The organism is Bradyrhizobium sp. IC3195 (assembly GCF_020193585.1).
Taxonomy (GTDB): Bacteria; Pseudomonadota; Alphaproteobacteria; order Rhizobiales; family Xanthobacteraceae; genus Bradyrhizobium; species Bradyrhizobium yuanmingense.
The window spans coordinates 231,301-247,536 of sequence record NZ_JADYVG010000008.1; the positions used below are offsets into that span (position 1 = coordinate 231,301).

The 16,236-nt window shown below is 63.7% G+C and carries 15 protein-coding genes; 10 read left to right on the forward strand and 5 right to left on the reverse strand.

What is annotated here, in order from left to right:
- The first annotated feature begins 9 nt into the window (after window positions 1-9).
- The 3 genes from I6F09_RS18420 (at window position 10) to I6F09_RS18430 (ending at window position 2,389) form a co-directional block, all read left to right on the forward strand.
- Window positions 10-363 carry a cytochrome c gene (locus tag I6F09_RS18420; RefSeq protein WP_036007938.1) on the forward strand — a complete coding sequence of 118 codons (354 nt, stop codon included), beginning with the start codon at window positions 10-12 and terminating at the stop codon, window positions 361-363.
- Window positions 360-1,289: a transporter substrate-binding domain-containing protein gene (locus I6F09_RS18425; RefSeq protein WP_225188704.1), complete on the forward strand. Its 930-nt coding sequence runs from the start codon at window positions 360-362 to the stop codon at window positions 1,287-1,289. The genes I6F09_RS18420 and I6F09_RS18425 overlap by 4 nt, the downstream gene beginning before the upstream one ends.
- A gap of 110 nt (window positions 1,290-1,399) precedes the next feature.
- Complete coding sequence (locus I6F09_RS18430) at window positions 1,400-2,389, forward strand: tripartite tricarboxylate transporter substrate binding protein (RefSeq protein WP_225188705.1); 990 nt, start codon at window positions 1,400-1,402, stop codon at window positions 2,387-2,389.
- A gap of 55 nt (window positions 2,390-2,444) precedes the next feature.
- On the opposite strand, the gene I6F09_RS18435 is transcribed toward I6F09_RS18430, so the two are convergent.
- Complete coding sequence (locus tag I6F09_RS18435) at window positions 2,445-3,413, reverse strand: helix-turn-helix domain-containing protein (RefSeq protein ID WP_025037738.1); 969 nt, start codon at window positions 3,411-3,413, stop codon at window positions 2,445-2,447.
- 514 nt (window positions 3,414-3,927) lie between these two features.
- Between I6F09_RS18435 and xoxF5 the strand changes: the two genes are divergently transcribed.
- From xoxF5 to I6F09_RS18470, 7 genes are all read left to right on the forward strand, one after another.
- The gene (gene xoxF5, locus I6F09_RS18440; protein WP_225188706.1) at window positions 3,928-5,733 is read left to right on the forward strand and encodes a lanthanide-dependent methanol dehydrogenase XoxF5; all 1,806 of its coding nucleotides are present in this window, start codon (window positions 3,928-3,930) and stop codon (window positions 5,731-5,733) included.
- A gap of 113 nt (window positions 5,734-5,846) precedes the next feature.
- Window positions 5,847-6,338: a c-type cytochrome, methanol metabolism-related gene (locus tag I6F09_RS18445; RefSeq protein ID WP_036007993.1), complete on the forward strand. Its 492-nt coding sequence runs from the start codon at window positions 5,847-5,849 to the stop codon at window positions 6,336-6,338.
- A gap of 60 nt (window positions 6,339-6,398) precedes the next feature.
- On the forward strand, window positions 6,399-7,508 hold the full coding sequence (locus tag I6F09_RS18450) for an S-(hydroxymethyl)glutathione dehydrogenase/class III alcohol dehydrogenase (protein WP_027574628.1): 1,110 nt from the start codon (window positions 6,399-6,401) through the stop codon (window positions 7,506-7,508).
- Window positions 7,509-7,539: 31 nt separating this feature from the next.
- Window positions 7,540-8,103, forward strand: coding sequence for an S-(hydroxymethyl)glutathione synthase (gene gfa, locus I6F09_RS18455; protein ID WP_036007953.1), 564 nt, complete (start codon window positions 7,540-7,542; stop codon window positions 8,101-8,103).
- 647 nt (window positions 8,104-8,750) lie between these two features.
- Window positions 8,751-9,203: a (2Fe-2S)-binding protein gene (locus I6F09_RS18460; protein WP_109142932.1), complete on the forward strand. Its 453-nt coding sequence runs from the start codon at window positions 8,751-8,753 to the stop codon at window positions 9,201-9,203.
- 1 nt (window position 9,204) lies between these two features.
- Entirely contained in the window at window positions 9,205-11,517 is a 2,313-nt protein-coding gene (locus tag I6F09_RS18465; RefSeq protein ID WP_225188707.1) for a molybdopterin cofactor-binding domain-containing protein, read from the forward strand.
- Between the two features lie 73 nt (window positions 11,518-11,590).
- Window positions 11,591-11,848 carry a hypothetical protein gene (locus I6F09_RS18470; protein ID WP_036029352.1) on the forward strand — a complete coding sequence of 86 codons (258 nt, stop codon included), beginning with the start codon at window positions 11,591-11,593 and terminating at the stop codon, window positions 11,846-11,848.
- 94 nt (window positions 11,849-11,942) lie between these two features.
- Here the strand turns inward: I6F09_RS18470 and I6F09_RS18475 are convergent, their stop codons facing one another.
- From I6F09_RS18475 to I6F09_RS18490, 4 genes are all read right to left on the reverse strand, one after another.
- Complete coding sequence (locus I6F09_RS18475; RefSeq protein WP_085972394.1) at window positions 11,943-13,667, reverse strand: methanol/ethanol family PQQ-dependent dehydrogenase; 1,725 nt, start codon at window positions 13,665-13,667, stop codon at window positions 11,943-11,945.
- Between the two features lie 130 nt (window positions 13,668-13,797).
- The gene (locus I6F09_RS18480; RefSeq protein WP_036007969.1) at window positions 13,798-14,451 is read right to left on the reverse strand and encodes a Rieske 2Fe-2S domain-containing protein; all 654 of its coding nucleotides are present in this window, start codon (window positions 14,449-14,451) and stop codon (window positions 13,798-13,800) included.
- A 237-nt stretch (window positions 14,452-14,688) separates the two neighbouring features.
- A complete protein-coding gene (locus I6F09_RS18485; RefSeq protein WP_225188708.1) occupies window positions 14,689-15,153 on the reverse strand; it encodes a group III truncated hemoglobin in 465 nt (154 codons plus the stop codon).
- 137 nt (window positions 15,154-15,290) lie between these two features.
- Complete coding sequence (locus I6F09_RS18490; RefSeq protein ID WP_036007996.1) at window positions 15,291-16,142, reverse strand: 3-hydroxybutyryl-CoA dehydrogenase; 852 nt, start codon at window positions 16,140-16,142, stop codon at window positions 15,291-15,293.
- Window positions 16,143-16,236: the final 94 nt, after the last annotated feature.

Below are 16,236 nucleotides of genomic sequence, written 5' to 3' on the forward strand. Positions count from 1 at the left end.
ACGGGTACGATGCTGAAAGTGATCTCTCACAAGACGGCGGCGATGATCGCCGCCGTCGCGGTGCTCTCGGTCGCGCATGCGGCGACCGCCCGCGCCGATGACACCACCGGCAATACCATGCAGGCGCAGATCGACCATGGTAAGTCGACCTACGCCTCGAAATGCTCCCACTGCCACGGCCCCAATCTGATGAATTCCGGCACCGTCACGCCGGATCTGCGTGCCATTCCCGACGACAAGACGCGCTTCGTCACCACGGTGAAGAACGGCAAGAACAACAAGATGCCACCCTGGGCCGACATTCTCAGCGACGACGAGATCGGAAACCTCTGGGCGTTCGTCTCCAGCCGGAGGAAGCCATGAGGGGCCGGCGCGTTGCCTGGAGCGTTGCGGCCGTTCTGTCCGCGATGGCGTCGGCCGCTCTCGCAGCCGACGATCCTCTGAAGGTCTGTCTCGACGAGGACCGGCCGCCGCTCTCGGTGCATCGCCGCGACAAGCCGGATGCCGGCTTCGACGTGCTGCTGGCGCAGGCGATCGCCGAGCGGATGGGACGCCCGCTGAAGATCCAGTGGTTCGAGAGCAGGCTGGATGAGGATTCGAGCCCGCAGCTCGAGGCCAATGCGTTGCTCTCGGACGGGCGCTGCTCTCTGGTCGGCGGCTACGCGCTGACGCAGGATTCGCTTGTCGCACCCGGGATGAAGACGGCGCGCTTGCCGGGTTTCGCCGGCGCCACGCGCGACGATCGGCGGCGCCGCGTCCCGCTCGGCGTGCTCGCGCCGAGCCAGCCCTACATCTATTCGCCGATGACGGTGGTGCTGGGGCCAAAGGCCCGCGGGCGCAAGGTCGGCGACATCGGCGATCTCGCCGGCCTTCGTCTCGCCATCGAAAGCGGATCACTCGGCGACGCCATCCTGATGACCTTCGACAAGGGGCGCCTGATCGACAACATCACCCATCTCGTCCCCGGCCGCGACGATCTCCTCGGCGGACTCGAGCGCGGCGACCATGACGCGACGCTGATCGATCTTGCCCGCTTCGACGCCCATCGCGCCGCGCACCCGGACACGGCGATCACGGCGTCCGGCTACTATTATCCGATCGGAGCCAATCGCGGCTATGTCGGGCTCGCCAGCGATGGCACGCTGATCGCGGCCGTCAACAAGGCGCTGACGGAGCTCACGGCTTCGGGCAAGATCGCCGAATTCGGCAAGCAGGCCGGCCTCACCTATCTGCCGCCGCGCGAGCCCGCGATCCTCGGCGATGTCTGGACGAAGATCATCCAGCGGTGAGGCTCCCGCGGCCGAACGCAGTGCGAGCCAATGCGCCAATCTGTCTCGCCTGCGGCCCATGGCAGCGACGGCCTGATGCAGTAGGTTCGGCAAAAATCAGGGAGAGAATCATGTCCGCCAAGCTCGATCGCCGCCACTTCATCGCCGCCGGTACCAGTGCACTGGCGATGCCGTTCGTCGCGCGCGGCGCATCGGCGCAGGGCGGCTGGCCGGCGCGGCAAATTCGCATGATCTGCAGCTATCCCGCCGGCGGCCAGACCGACCTGCTCGCGCGCGCCTATGGCGAGTTCATCTCCAAGCAGGTCGGCAAGACCGTCGTCATCGAGAACAAGCCCGGCGCCTCCGGCGCGATCGGGACGGCGGAAGTCGCCCGCGCCGAGCCCGACGGCCACACCATCCTGTGCTCGATCTCGACCACCTACATCATGAACCGGGTGGTGATGAAAAATCCCGGCTACGACATGGACAAGGATCTGACGCTCGTCAGCGTCATTCCCGGCGCGGGCCTGTTGCTGGTCGCGAACCCGAAAACCGGGGTCAAGACGCTGGAGGATTTCGTCGCCTTCGCGCGCAAGAGCGGCAAGGTGAATTTCGGCACCTACAGCGCGGGCTCGGCCCCGCACATGACCGTCAACGAGCTCAACAAGCAGTATGGTCTCAACATCGAGCCGGTGCATTATCGCGGCGAGGCGCCGATGTGGACGGGAATGCTGGAAGGCACCCTCGATGCCGCGATGGGCAGCTACACGGCCGCGCAGTCGGTCCTGCAAAGCGACCGCGGCACGGTGTTCGCCGTGCATTCGAAGAAGGTCGATGCGATCCCCACGATCAAGACCCTTCCCGAGCAGGGCGCGACGTCGAAATTCTTCACCGTGAGCGGATTTACCGGCTGGGCCGTGCCCAAGGCGACGCCGCAAGCCGTCGTCGACCGCCTGGCCGAGCTCTGCGTCGCCGCCAACACCGATCCGAAAGTGAAGGAGGTTCTCTCGACTTTCGTGCTCGAGCCCGCAATCGGCTTCAAGGAGACTAATGCGCTGTACCAGCGCGAGCTGCCGATCTGGATCGAGAGCGCGAAGTCGTTGGGCCTCGAGCCGGCCTGATCAGAAAGTTGGGCGCATCGGAAGGACGGCCTCGCCGCTTCTGGAAAAACCGCGTCTAATGCTCGCCCGAGCTCGCCGCGCCCTGCTGTGCCTTGTGGATCGAGGACGGCACCACGCCGAAGTATTTTCGGAACACCCGGCTGAAATGCGATGAGCTGGAGAACCCCCAGGAGAAGGCGACGTCGGTAATGGTCTTGCCGGCGTGGGCCTCGAGCTCCTGGCGGCAGTTCTGCAGCCGCGCCTGCCAGATGTAGTCGCTCACCGTGGTGCCGCGCTCCGAGAACAGCATGTGCAGATAGCGCTTGGAGCAACCGAGCTCGGCCGAGATCTGGTCGATGCACAGATCCGGGTCGCGCAAGTGCTCCCGGATGAAGAACTGCGCGCGCACATACATCGCTTCGGGCCCGACACGATCGAACATCGTGTCGGCTTCGCGCAACGGCAGCAGCAACAGGTCGATCAGCGAATCGGCGACGCCGACCGCGCTGTTGGCCGACAGCTTTGCCGCCTCGTCGAAGGTGGCATGGACGAAATCGTGGGCGATCCGCCCGGTCCCCGTCTTCGCCGTCAATTTGCACGCCGGCATCCGCTGCGACGGGAATCCGCGGTCGCGCAGCAGCGCCTTCGGCACGATCACCACGTCATGACGGGTAAAGGCAGGACTGATGATCGAATGCGGACAGGAGACGTCATAGGCGATGATGTCGCCCGGATTGATCTCGATGTGACGGCCTTCTTGTTCGAAATAAGACACGCCGTAGGTCTGGAAGTGGATTTTTATGTACGGGTGTTCATTGGCCTTGGCGCGCGCCAGCGTGTGCGCGATGCGATGCTGGCTGACCTCGATCTGGCAGAGCTTCAGGCGCGAGACCGTGGTGTAATCGATGCGACCTTCGAGCGAGGACGCTTCCAGCGGATCGACGTCGAAATGCCCGCACAGGCTCGTGAGCCCGTCGATCCAGCTCTGGATCTGCCGCTTCGGCGTCATTCCGGTCGTCGAGAGCGTGTGAATGGTGTCGGACATTAATCCAGCCACTGATTTGATCCGGAGGTTCGGCGCGAATCGCAACCAGCGCTGCCGGAGCCCTCAGCCGTGATTGCGTGACGTTTACCTCGCATTTGAGCGGTCTCTTGCAACGAGCGCCATCGTTCCATTGCCACTCTTGAAACTTAATCCTCCGCCTTAGTTGCAGCGCCGTCAAGGGGAACCTGAGCGCCGAGGCCGGCCTCGAGGGCGCACCGAAGCCGCTGAATTCGCTACTGCAAAATCAAAATCTTCACCTCCGTGCGCTGTCGAGCAAACCGCCTTCGCTCTTGGGCAAGTTTCCCGATGGCGAAGCCGTTAGGGATTGCGGCAGGAACAACAAGAACGGGCCGCTCCTGCACGTGGACCCGTGGCTCTCATCAGGAGGAGGAAACAGCACAGCATCGTTTCTGGTCCCCATCGTGACCGCCCTGCACGAGCAGACGCCGGACGAGAAGCCCGGCGATTGAGCAATGCTTCGGAAATAATAAACGAGACCAACGGAGGAATGACTATGCGCAAGGTGCTTCTGGCGACCTGTCTTGGTTCGGCGGCGGCTCTCGCCGTCGGCAGCGCTTCAGCAAATGACGAGCTGATCAAGATGTCGCAAAACCCGAAAGACTGGGTGATGCCGGCGGGCGACTACGCCAATACCCGCTATTCGAAGCTGAACCAGATCAACGCACAGAATGTCGGGAAACTCCAAGTTGCCTGGACCTTCTCGACCGGCGTGCTACGTGGTCACGAAGGTGGCCCACTGATCATCGGCAACATGATGTACGTCCACACGCCGTTCCCGAATAAGGTCTACGCTATTGACCTTTCGCAAGAGAACAAGATCGTTTGGAAGTACGAGCCGAAGCAAGATCCGAACGTGATACCCGTGATGTGCTGCGACACCGTCAACCGCGGCCTGTCCTACGGCGACGGCAAGATCATCCTGCATCAGGCCGACACCAACCTCGTTGCGCTCGACGCCAAGACCGGCCAAGTGGCCTGGTCCGCGACCAACGGCAATCCCGCGAAGGGCGAGACCGGCACGTCGTCTGCGCTGGTCGTCAAGGACAAGGTCCTGGTCGGCATCTCCGGCGGCGAGTTCGGCGTGCAGTGCCATGTCACCGCATACGACCTCAAATCCGGCAAGCAGGTCTGGCGCGCCTATTCCACAGGCCCGGATGATCAGATCAAGGTCGATCCGGCGAAGACGACGTCGCTCGGCAAGCCGGTCGGCCCGGACTCTTCGCTGAAGAGCTGGCAGGGCGATCAGTGGAAGATCGGCGGCGGCTGCACCTGGGGCTGGATCTCCTACGATCCCGCTCTGAATCTCGTCTATTACGGGTCGGGCAATCCCTCGACCTGGAACCCGAAGCAGCGTCCCGGCGACAACAAGTGGTCGATGGCGATCTTCGCCCGCGATGCCGACACCGGCATGGCGAAGTGGGTCTACCAGATGACACCCCACGACGAATGGGACTATGACGGCGTCAACGAAATGATCCTCAGCGATCAGCAGATCAACGGTCAGAGCCGCAAGCTGCTGACGCACTTCGACCGCAACGGCCTCGCCTACACGATGGACCGCGAGAGCGGCGAACTGCTGGTCGCCGAGAAGTACGACCCGAAGGTGAACTGGACCAGCGGCGTCGACATGGACAAGAACTCGCCGACCTACGGCCGTCCCAAGGTCGTCGCACAATACTCGACCGAGCACGGCGGAGAGGACAAGAACACAAAGGGCATCTGCCCGGCCGCGCTCGGCACCAAGGACCAGCAGCCGGCAGCCTACTCGCCGGACACGCAGCTGTTCTACGTTCCGACCAACCACGTCTGCATGGACTACGAGCCGTTCAAGGTGAGCTACACCGCGGGTCAGCCCTATGTGGGTGCGACGCTCTCGATGTATCCGCCGCAGGGCGAAAGCCACATGGGCAACTTCATCGCCTGGGACAACAAGACCGGCAAGATCGTCTGGTCGAACAAGGAGCAGTTCTCGGTCTGGTCGGGTGCGCTCGCAACCGCCGGGGGCGTGGTGTTCTACGGCACGCTCGAAGGCTACCTGAAGGCGGTCGACGCCAAGACCGGCAAGGAGCTCTACAAGTTCAAGACTCCCTCGGGCATCATCGGCAACGTCACCACCTATGAGAACAATGGCAAGCAATACATTGCCATTCTCTCCGGCGTGGGCGGCTGGGCCGGCATCGGACTGGCGGCAGGCCTGACCGACCCGACCGCAGGCCTCGGTGCGGTCGGCGGCTACGCGGCCCTCAGCAACTACACGGCGCTCGGCGGTACCCTGACCGTGTTCTCGCTGCCGAACTAAACCCGTCAGCATCGCTCCGGCGCGTGGATCGCTCCACGCGCCGGCTCGTCTCCACCGAATGCCGACCGAGGAACAATCTCTTGCGTCAAATCTGCTCTGTCATTGCTGTGATGATGATCTTCGTTGTGTCCGGAGGAAGCGCGGTCGCAGAGGGTCCGGGCGACCCGACCGCCGTGAAGAAGGAAGACGACGGAAAGTGGCTCGATAAGGACGGAAACCCGACCTACAAGATTTCGGCCGACGGCACCGTGGACTGGTTCACCTATTCCGGATACCGCCGCTATCATTCGGACTGTCACGTGTGTCACGGCCCCGACGGCATGGGATCGACATACGCGCCGGCGCTGAGGGATTCCGTGAAGTCGATGAGCTACGGTGACTTCCTCGGCGTGGTCGCCTCCGGCCGCAAGAACATCTCGGCCGCGCAGGAGAACGTCATGCCGGCCTTCGGCGACAACCCGAACGTCGCCTGCTACATGGACGATCTCTACGTCTATCTCCGCGCGCGCTCCACCGACGCCTTGGGCCGGCAGCGTCCTGCGAAAAAGGAGGAGAAGACGGAGGCCTATACCCAGGCTGAAGACGCCTGCATGGGCAAGAAATGAACGTTACGAGGGCTGCCAGGACTACTTCTTGGCGCCTGATGAGAATTTGAGGAGCTACCGATGAAGACACGTGCCGCCGTTGCTTTCGAAGCCAAGAAGCCGCTCGAGATCGTCGAGGTCGATCTGGAAGGCCCGAAGGCCGGCGAAGTCCTGGTCGAGATCAAGGCGACGGGCATCTGCCATACCGACGCCTACACGCTCGACGGCTTCGACAGCGAGGGAATCTTCCCGTCGATCCTGGGACATGAGGGAGCCGGCATCATCCGCGAGATCGGCCCCGGCGTGACCTCGGTGAAACCGGGCGATCACGTCATCCCGCTCTACACGCCGGAATGCCGGCAGTGCAAAAGCTGCCTCAGCCAGAAAACCAATCTCTGCACCGCGATCCGCGCGACACAGGGCAAGGGCGTGATGCCCGACGGCACCAGCCGTTTCTCCTACAAGGGCAAGCCGATCTACCACTACATGGGTTGCTCGACCTTCTCGAACTTCACCGTGCTGCCCGAGATCGCGGTCGCCAAGATCCGCGAGGACGCGCCGTTCGACAAGAGCTGCTACATCGGCTGCGGCGTCACCACCGGCGTCGGCGCCGTCGTCAACACCGCCAAGGTGACGCCGGGCTCCAACGTGGTCGTGTTCGGCCTCGGCGGCATCGGCCTCAACGTCATCCAGGGTGCCAAGATGGCCGGCGCCGACAAGATCATCGGCGTCGACATCAACGATTCCAAGGAGGAATGGGGTCGCAGGTTCGGCATGACCGACTTCGTCAACCCGAAGAAGATCACCGGCGACATCGTTCAGCACCTCGTCGGCCTCACCGACGGCGGCGCCGACTACACCTTCGACTGCACCGGCAACACCACCGTGATGCGCCAGGCACTGGAGGCCTGCCATCGCGGCTGGGGCACCTCGATCATCATCGGCGTCGCCGAGGCCGGCAAGGAGATCGCCACCCGCCCGTTCCAGCTCGTCACCGGCCGCAACTGGCGCGGCACGGCCTTCGGCGGCGCGCGCGGGCGAACCGACGTGCCGAAGATCGTCGACTGGTACATGAACGGAAAGATCCAGATCGATCCGATGATCACCCACGTGCTCAAGCTCGAGGAGATCAACAAGGGCTTTGACCTCATGCACGAGGGCAAATCCATCCGTTCAGTCGTCGTGTTCTAGCTCGAAAACGTCACACCAAGGAGGATCGACCATGACTGTTGCACTCCATCCCTCGATCGACAACGGCATCAAGCAAGGCAGCGGCAGCTTCGCCGGCGGCACGCTGGCCTGCAAATGCAGCGACCACCCGGTGAAGGTCGGCATCAAGGGCGACGTCGCCCACAATCACGCCTGTGGCTGCACCAAGTGCTGGAAGCCGCAGGGCGCGACCTTCTCCGTCGTCGCCGTCGTGCCGCGCCAGAACGTCACCGTGCTCGAGAACGGCGACAAGCTCCAAATCGTCGACCCCTCCGCGGTGATCCAGCGTTACGCCTGCAAGGCCTGCGGCACGCACATGTACGGCCGGATCGAGAACAAGAACCATCCGTTCTACGGCCTCGACTTCATCCATCCCGAACTGTTCCAGGAGCAGGGCTCGCAGGCGCCGCAATTCGCCGCCTTCGTTTCCTCCGTGATCGAATCGGGTGTGAAGCCCGAGCAGATGGCCGGCATCCGTTCGCGGCTGAAGGAGATCGGCCTCGAGCCCTATGACTGCCTGTCCCCGCCCCTGATGGACGCGATCGCGACCCATGTCGCGAAGGCCAAAGCCGCTTAGGAAGACTGCCTGGACGCCCGCCTGAACTGGCCGGCCGCCGGATCTTGGCTACACCATCTGCAGCTCGCTGGCGTTCGTTGCCGCCAGCGAGCCTCACGGGTCCCCGCTGCCGGGACCACCGCGGCGCGATGCCGCCGCTTCTGCACCACGCGTGGGTGAGGACCATCGGCTCCTCAGTCCTGGTCTCTGAATGACTGCGCAGGACCGTCCGCTTCCTGCTTGAAGTTCGCGGTGCTCTGCGTTCTCCCTCCCTCGACTGAGGCCTACTGCTTCGTCCGTTCGGTGCAGCCGGCGGACGAAGCTTTTTTCGTTGCGTCCATTTGATACGCAACGTGGCGGATGACGCGCCCTGCTTTTGACAAACCGTCGATGCAATCTTTTCCCGGTGAGAACACTCGGCTGTGAACGCCGGGTCGGCGCGATCTCTGCTAAGGTCGCGCCGTCACGATGCCGCACGACGTACAATCAATTAAGAAGAAAACGGGAGGTATCGAGCACATCCAGACATCGCTAGCTGCGTTCCTGCCTCCTTCCGGGATTTGCCCGCGCGGGACCACGGCGGGATTGGCGAGACGACGCACGAACCGTCGCCGGCCGGCGTCGGCGGACTTTGAATTTGGCATGCTTATGAAGAGCGAGGCACGATCATGATCAAGGTGAAGATCAACGGCCAGGAACAGAGCTGGGACGGTGACCCGGATCTCCCGCTACTCTGGTTCCTGCGTGACGAGGCCGGGCTCACCGGCACCAAATACGGCTGCGGCCAGGCGCTGTGCGGCTCCTGCACGGTCATCGTCGACAAGCAAGCGGTGCGCGCCTGCATCACGTCCGTCAACGACGTCGCCGGACGCGAGGTCACCACGATCGAAGGGCTGCATCCGAACGGCGATCACCCGGTGCAGAAGGCGTGGCGTCAGGTCAACGTGCCCCAATGCGGCTTCTGCCAGGCCGGCCAGATCATGCAGGCCGCGGCGCTTCTGATGGAGAATCCCAAACCCTCGCACGACCAGATCCGCGAGGCGATGGCCGGCAACATCTGCCGTTGCGGCTGCTATCAGCGCATCGAGAACGCCGTCCATCTCGCATCGACGGGAGTGTGACATGAACTTCATCGACTATCCCCGCAAGCTTCGCGGCTTCGAAAAGCACATCAAGGTCGAGAAGGTGTCGCGCCGCAGCATCCTGAAGGGGCTCGGCGTCACCGGCGGCTTCGTGCTCGCCGCCCCCGTGATGTCGCGCCAGGCGCTCGCCTATGAGACCGGCGCCGGCAAGATGCCGCATGGCGTCGTGGTCGATCCGCGCGTGTTCGTTTCGGTGGGCGCGGATGGCATCGTCACCATCGTCGGGCATCGTTCGGAAATGGGCACCGGCGTGCGCACCAGCCTGCCGCTGATCGTGGCCGAGGAGATGGAGGCCGACTGGTCCAGGGTCAAGGTGCGGCAAGCCCATGGCGACGAGGTCAAGTTCGGCAACCAGGACACCGACGGCTCGCGCAGCACGCGGCATTATCTGATCCCGATGCGCCAGATCGGCGCTTCGGCTCGCACAATGCTGGAGCAGGCCGCGGCCAAGCGCTGGGGCGTGCCGGCGACCGAGGTCAAGGCGGTCAACCACGAGGTCGTGCACAGCGCCAGCGGGCGCAAGCTCGGCTTCGGCGAGCTCGCTGCCGACGCCGCCAAGGAATCGGTGCCCAGCATCGAGGGCCTCAAGCTGAAGGACCCCAAGAACTTCCGTTATCTCGGCAAGGGCCAGATCGGCATTGTCGATCTCCACGATATCACCACCGGCAAGGCGAACTACGGCGCCGACGTGCGGCTGCCCGGCATGAAATATGCCGTGATCGCCCGTCCGCCGGTGACCGGCGGCAAGCTGGTCAAGTTCGAGCCGGCGGAGGCGCTGAAGGTCCCCGGTGTCGAGAAGGTGATGCAGGTGCGCGGCTGGCCGTGGCCCTCGAAATTCCAGCCGCTCGGCGGCGTCGCGGTGATCGCGCGCAACACAGGCGCGGCGATCAAGGGCCGCGACGCGCTGAAGCTGACCTGGGACGACGGTCCCAACGGCAAGTACGACTCCGTCGCCTACCGCAAGGAGCTCGAGGAGGCCTCGCGCAAGCCGGGGCTCGTGCTGCGCAAGGAGGGCGATGCGGACGCTGCCCTGAAGAGCGCCGACAAGGTGATCGTCGGCGAATACTACCTTCCGCATCTCGCCCATGTCGCCATGGAGACGCCGGTGGCGGTCGCGGACGTCAAGGGCGACAAGGCCGAGATCTGGGCGCCGGTTCAGAGCCCCGGCGGCACCCGCGAGGACGTCGCCAAGACGCTCGGCATTTCCGAGGCCAACGTCACGGTCAACGTGACGCTGCTCGGCGGCGGGTTCGGACGCAAGTCGAAATGCGACTTTGCGCTCGAAGCCGCGCTGCTCTCGAAGGAGCTCGGCGCGCCGGTGAAGGTGCAGTGGACGCGGGAGGACGACATCCACAACGGCTTCCTGCACACCGTCTCGGTCGAGCGGATCGAGGCCGGCCTCGACAAGAGCGGCAAGGTGATCGCCTGGCGCCACCGCAGCGTGGCTCCCAGCATCGCCTCGACCTTTGCCGCCGGCACGGTGCATCAGGCGCCGTTCGAGATCGGCATGGGCCTGGTCGATATGCCGTTCGAGATCGCGAACATCTCGTGTGAGAACCCGGAAGCCGCGGCGTTCACCCGCATCGGCTGGTTCCGCGCGGTCTCGAACATCCCGCGCGCCTTCGCCGTCCAGTCGATGGTCGGCGAGATCGCGCAGGCAACGGGCCGCGACCAGAAAGACATGCTGCTCGAGCTGATCGGCTCGCCTCGCATCGTCAAGCCCAACGTGAAGGACCTCTGGAATTACGGCGAGCCCCAGGACAGCTACCCGATCGACACCGCGCGCCTGCGCAAGGTGGTCGAGCTGGTCGCCGAGAAGGGCGAATGGGGACGAAAGGTGCCGAAGGGCCACGGTCTCGGCATCGCCGTGCACCGCAGCTTCGTCAGCTACATCGCGACCATCGTCGAGGTCGCCGTCGACGACAAGGGCAAGCTGACGGTGCCGCGGGTCGACACGGCGATCGATTGCGGCACCTATGTCAACCCCGAGCGCATCGCTTCGCAGATCGAGGGCGCGGCGATCATGGGGCTCAGTCTCGCCAAATACGGCGAGATCACCTTCAAGGACGGCAAGGTGCAGCAGAAGAATTTTGACGACTTCCAGGTCGTCAGGATGGACGACTCGCCTGTGGTGACCAACGTGTACATCGTGCCGCCCGGACACGACACGCCGCCGAGCGGCGTCGGCGAGCCCGGCGTTCCTCCGTTCGCGCCAGCCCTGATCAACGCGATCTTCGCAGCGACGGGAAAACGCATCCGCGCGCTTCCGATCGGCAAGCAATTGGAGGCGTGAGACGGAACCGAAGCGCGAGGCGGAACACAAGGCGCCTCGCGCCGTTTCCATCGATCTGACAGGAGACAGATCGATGACCAACATCTCAAGGGCGCTCGCGGTCTCGCTGTCGGGCGCCTTTCTTTTGACCGCCGCGGGCGCATTCGCCCAGAGCAACACGACGCCGCCGACCACCGCGACGCGCCCCACCGGCCCCGACCAGACTTCGCTGCCGAACGCCAATGCCCCGCCCGCCACCACCAACCAGACCACCGGGCAGCACAATCCGGATCCCAAGATTCGCGAGATGAACCAGAAGGAGAAGGATAAGGTCGAGCGCGAGGGGAAGTAGCTATCTGGCGCTGCGCAAACAAATGCGGCGGATGTTGCCATCCGCCGCATTCGCCACCCCCCGCTGCTCCGCTTCTTTCGATCCGCCCGCGGAGCTATTTCTTCAGCGCGAAGACCCAGACGACGCCGCCCTGCGGCACGTTGGCTTCAATGCCGATATTGTTGGTCACGAGTGCATCCTGGATGCGCTGCGCGTCGACGCCCCAGCCCGACTGGATCGCGATGTATTGCGTGCCGTCGATCTCATATGACACCGGCATGCCGACGATGCCGGAGTTGGTCTTCTGCTCCCACAACAGTTCGCCCGTCTTGGCGTGGAAGGCGCGGAAATAGCGGTCGTTGGTCCCGCCGACGAAGACGAGATCGCCCGCAGTCGCCGTGACCGATCCGAACAGATGCGACTTGGGGAAGTTGTGCTGCCAGACCTTCTTTCCGGTCGCGGGATCCCAGGCCTGCAGCTCGCCAAAATGATCCGCACCCGGCTTTACCTTCAGGCCGATGTCTTCCGGCTTGGTGCCGAGCCAGAGCTCGCCCGGCTTGAGTGGCACTTTCTCGCCGGTAAAGCCGCCGCAGAAATTCTCGTTGGCAGGCACGTAGACGAGGCCGGTCCTCTGGCTGTAGGCCGCCGATGGCCAATCCTTGCCGCCCCACAGCGAGGGACAGAACTCGACGCGCTTGCCGATCACCGGCTTGTGCGCTGGATCCACGATCGGCTTGCCGGTCTCGTCGATGCCCTTCCAGACGTCAGTGAAGACGAACGGCCATCCGGCGACGTAATTGATCTTGGTCGGAGTCCGCTCCAGCACCCAGAAGATCGCGTCGCGGCCGGGATGGACCAGGCTCTTGATGGTGCGGCCGTTGCGTTGCAAATCGATCAGCATCGGCGCGTCGACCTCATCCCAATCCCAGGAATCGTTCTGGTGGTATTGGTGATAGGCCTTGATCTTGCCAGTGTCGGGATCGAGCGCGAGCACCGATGCTGTGTAGAGATTGTCGCCGGGATGCGAGTCGCCGGGCCATGGCGCGGCATTGCCGACACCCCAATAGATCGTCCTGGTCTCCTTGTCGTAATTGCCTGTCATCCAGGCCGACCCGCCGCCGTTTTTCCAGTCGTCGCCTTGCCAGGTGTCATGACCGGGCTCGCCTTCACCGGGGATGGTGTAGGTCCGCCACAACTCTTTGCCCTCCTTGGCATCATAAGCAACGATATAGCCACGCACGCCGAACTCGCCGCCGGAGCCGCCGACAATGACCTTACCGTCGACGATCAAGGGCATCAGGGTGAGGTACTGCCCCTTCCTGTAGTCCTGCACCTTCGTGTCCCACAGCACCTTGCCGGTCTTGGCATCGAGCGCGACCACGTGGTCGTCCGTGGTGGCGAGGTAGAGCTTGTCCTCCCACAGACCAACGCCGCGGTTGGTCGGATGCAGCTGGAACAGATCGTCAGGAAGCTGCCGCTTGTAGCGCCAGTATTCGTCGCCGGTCTTCGCATTCAGCGCGATCACCTGGCCCATTGGGGTCGTCACGAACATCACGCCATTGTTGACGATCGGCGGGGCCTGATGGCCTTCGACCACGCCAGTGGAAAAGGTCCAGACCGGTGTGAGGTTCTTCACGTTGGAGGTGTTGATCTGATCGAGCGGGCTATAGCCGTGCCCGTCATAGGTGCGCCGGTAAAGCATCCAGTTGTGGGGCTCGGGGTTTTCCAGCCGCTGCGCGGTGACCGGAGAATAACTCTCGATCGGCCCCGATAGAGCGGCGGTTGAGGCAAGACACGTGAAGGCGACCAAGCCGGACAGTAACCATTGCTTCCTGATCATGGAAGTTTTCATGGACGTTCCCCTTTTTCATCCGCTTGAATTCTTTTTGTGATTTCTTGTCGTTCGTCCCGTCTTCCGCCCTTCGGCGGTGGCGGCTAGTCGTGAGGCGGGCCCAGCCCGCAACCGTCCATCATCCTGGCTGTGTGCCACCTACCTTTCCCATGAAATTGCCGGCGACGCTGAGCGAACCGTCAGCGAGCGCCAGCGGCAGCGCTGCTAGCCGCCGCGGCGCCGGCCCGAACACGACCTGCGCGCCCGCGCGGGGATCGAATTCGGAGTTGTGGCACATGCACTTGAAAACCTCCTTGTCGCCGACATCGCTCTTCACCCAGGCGGTGACGGGACAGCCGGCATGCGAGCAGATCGCCGAATAGGCGATGATGCCGTCGACGGCGCGCGCGCGGGTCTTCTCGTCGAGGTCGGCGGGATCGAGCTTGATGATCAGGATTTCGTTGAGCCGCGAGGCGCTGCGCACCACCGATGTGGTGGGGTCCTTCGGCCAGGCATGGATCGGCGGTCCACCGACCCGTAGATCAGCCGCAGTGATGAGCTTTCCCTCCTGGTCACCTTCGGAGAAGACGAGCAGATCGCCTTTCTGCGGCCGCTCATCCGAGCCGGGCGGATCCTCACCTGCGCGGGCCCTGGTTGAACAGCCGAGACACGCCGTCGTGGCCATCGCACCGAGCAGCAGGGATCGCCGTGTCTGTTCGGTGCCCGCTTCGACGTCGGGTTCCGTAGCATTTTCGGAAGATGATGAATGGGTATCGAACGATGCGCGAGCCATGCCCGCTAGCAGGCGCTGGAACTCTGCCGAAAACAAGGCGAAGAATTGGCGCCGCAGTGCATCAATATGGCTTTGCTCGCGTTGATTGCGTAGGAGTGAATGCGTTCAAGCGCGTTTTCGCGATTTCTACATCGCGTTGCGCGAATGGCATGATGATTTCGCAGATCAGATCCGATGATGGAAGAATTGCTGCGACGCCACGATGCGATGCGGAATCCCACGCAGGCATCGTGTCCTTCACGACCTGAGCACGTGACGCGGCGAAGCGATGCGGCCCGCAAGTGTTGCCGACGCCATCTCAAAACTGTCGGCGATACGACGCGCCTTGTCGATGAAGAGTGCAGCCGCCGCCGGCGGGCAGACCTCGCGCGCGGTCTGCTCGAACAGGTCGAGCCAGCGATCGAAATGGCCGCCGGCCAGGCTGAGCGGCAGGTGTGCCCGCATCGGTGAGCCATGATAGCGGCCGCTCATCAGCACGACCGACGACCAGAAATCCTTGAGCTTGGCGAGATGCTCGTCCCAATTCTGCACGACGCCGAAGACGGGCCCCAACAGCGCGTCCTCGCGCACGCGTCCGTAGAAGCGGGTGACGAGTTCTCCAATCATCTCCTCGGTGATCCCGGTGCGCTCGATCGCATCCTGGGTCAACAGGCTCCGGCGCGCGGCCGCAGCTTCCCGCTCGGCCTTCAGTCGATCCGACATGTCCTTTGCTATCCGTTCCGTTATCCCCGCAGGCCGCCCGTTCGACATTGTCGGGCCTATCGCACGCGGCGTCTTTGTCGCAGCGCAAATTGCGGGATCTGGCGGCGGACGCTGGGCGCCCGCCGCCAATGCCTTCGTCAGGCGGAATAAGTGTAGAAGCCCTGCCCGGTCTTGCGGCCGAGATGGCCGGCATCGACCATCTCTTTCAGCAGCGGCGCTGGCCGATATTTAGGATCGTTGAAGCCCTTGTAAAAGACCTCCATCACCGAAAGCATGGTGTCGAGCCCGACGAGATCGGCAAGTGCGAGCGGCCCGATCGGATGGTTGCAGCCGAGCTTCATGCCCGCGTCGATCTCTTCCGCCGTCGCGATGCCCTCCTGGAGCGCGAAGATCGCCTCGTTGATCATCGGACACAGGATGCGGTTGACGGCGAAGCCCGGGCTGTTCTTGGCCGTGATCGCCACTTTGCCGACGCGCTTGGCGAAATCCAGCGCCTTGGCATGGGTGTCGTCCGAGGTCTGCAGGCCGCGGATGAGTTCGAGCAGCGCCATCACCGGCACCGGGTTGAAGAAGTGCATGCCGATGAAGCGGTCGGGACGGTCGGTCGCGGCGGCGAGCTTGGTGATTGAGATCGAGGAGGTGTTGGTCGCGACCAGCGTGCGCGGCGACAGGGTGGCGCAGAGATCCTTCAGGATCTTGACCTTGAGCTCCTCGTTCTCGGTCGCGGCCTCGATGACGAGGTCGCAATCCGACAGCTTCGCCCGGTCCGTGGTGCCGGTGATGCGCTTGAGCGTCGCCTCGCGGTCGGCCGCCGACATCTTCTCTTTTTTGACCAGCCGCTCGAGGCTTCCGCCGACGGTCGAAAGGCCGCGGTTCACCGCCGCATCGGAAATATCGACCATTACGACCGAGAGGCCGGCGGCCGCGCAGACCTGCGCGATGCCGTTCCCCATGGTCCCTGCCCCGATGATGCCAACGGTCTGGATCATTGCGTCACATCCTTCATCCTTGCGGGCGCGCCAGTCGCAGCCCGGCTCCATTGTTCCTGCATTAGGGTCTAGCACCGCCATTGGGCCGGCGCGA

What these genes read in the sequence shown, in the direction of transcription:
- gfa (WP_036007953.1), top strand. Translation starts at nt 7,540, where the DNA reads ATGACTGTTGCACTCCATCCCTCGATCGACAACGGCATCAAGCAAGGC.
- I6F09_RS18485 (WP_225188708.1), bottom strand. Translation starts at nt 15,153, where the DNA reads ATGTCGGATCGACTGAAGGCCGAGCGGGAAGCTGCGGCCGCGCGCCGG.
- I6F09_RS18420 (WP_036007938.1), top strand. Translation starts at nt 10, where the DNA reads ATGCTGAAAGTGATCTCTCACAAGACGGCGGCGATGATCGCCGCCGTC.
- I6F09_RS18490 (WP_036007996.1), bottom strand. Translation starts at nt 16,142, where the DNA reads ATGATCCAGACCGTTGGCATCATCGGGGCAGGGACCATGGGGAACGGC.
- I6F09_RS18445 (WP_036007993.1), top strand. Translation starts at nt 5,847, where the DNA reads ATGATCTTCGTTGTGTCCGGAGGAAGCGCGGTCGCAGAGGGTCCGGGC.
- I6F09_RS18480 (WP_036007969.1), bottom strand. Translation starts at nt 14,451, where the DNA reads ATGGCTCGCGCATCGTTCGATACCCATTCATCATCTTCCGAAAATGCT.
- I6F09_RS18475 (WP_085972394.1), bottom strand. Translation starts at nt 13,667, where the DNA reads ATGATCAGGAAGCAATGGTTACTGTCCGGCTTGGTCGCCTTCACGTGT.
- I6F09_RS18460 (WP_109142932.1), top strand. Translation starts at nt 8,751, where the DNA reads ATGATCAAGGTGAAGATCAACGGCCAGGAACAGAGCTGGGACGGTGAC.
- I6F09_RS18470 (WP_036029352.1), top strand. Translation starts at nt 11,591, where the DNA reads ATGACCAACATCTCAAGGGCGCTCGCGGTCTCGCTGTCGGGCGCCTTT.
- I6F09_RS18450 (WP_027574628.1), top strand. Translation starts at nt 6,399, where the DNA reads ATGAAGACACGTGCCGCCGTTGCTTTCGAAGCCAAGAAGCCGCTCGAG.
- I6F09_RS18465 (WP_225188707.1), top strand. Translation starts at nt 9,205, where the DNA reads ATGAACTTCATCGACTATCCCCGCAAGCTTCGCGGCTTCGAAAAGCAC.
- xoxF5 (WP_225188706.1), top strand. Translation starts at nt 3,928, where the DNA reads ATGCGCAAGGTGCTTCTGGCGACCTGTCTTGGTTCGGCGGCGGCTCTC.
- I6F09_RS18430 (WP_225188705.1), top strand. Translation starts at nt 1,400, where the DNA reads ATGTCCGCCAAGCTCGATCGCCGCCACTTCATCGCCGCCGGTACCAGT.
- I6F09_RS18425 (WP_225188704.1), top strand. Translation starts at nt 360, where the DNA reads ATGAGGGGCCGGCGCGTTGCCTGGAGCGTTGCGGCCGTTCTGTCCGCG.
- I6F09_RS18435 (WP_025037738.1), bottom strand. Translation starts at nt 3,413, where the DNA reads ATGTCCGACACCATTCACACGCTCTCGACGACCGGAATGACGCCGAAG.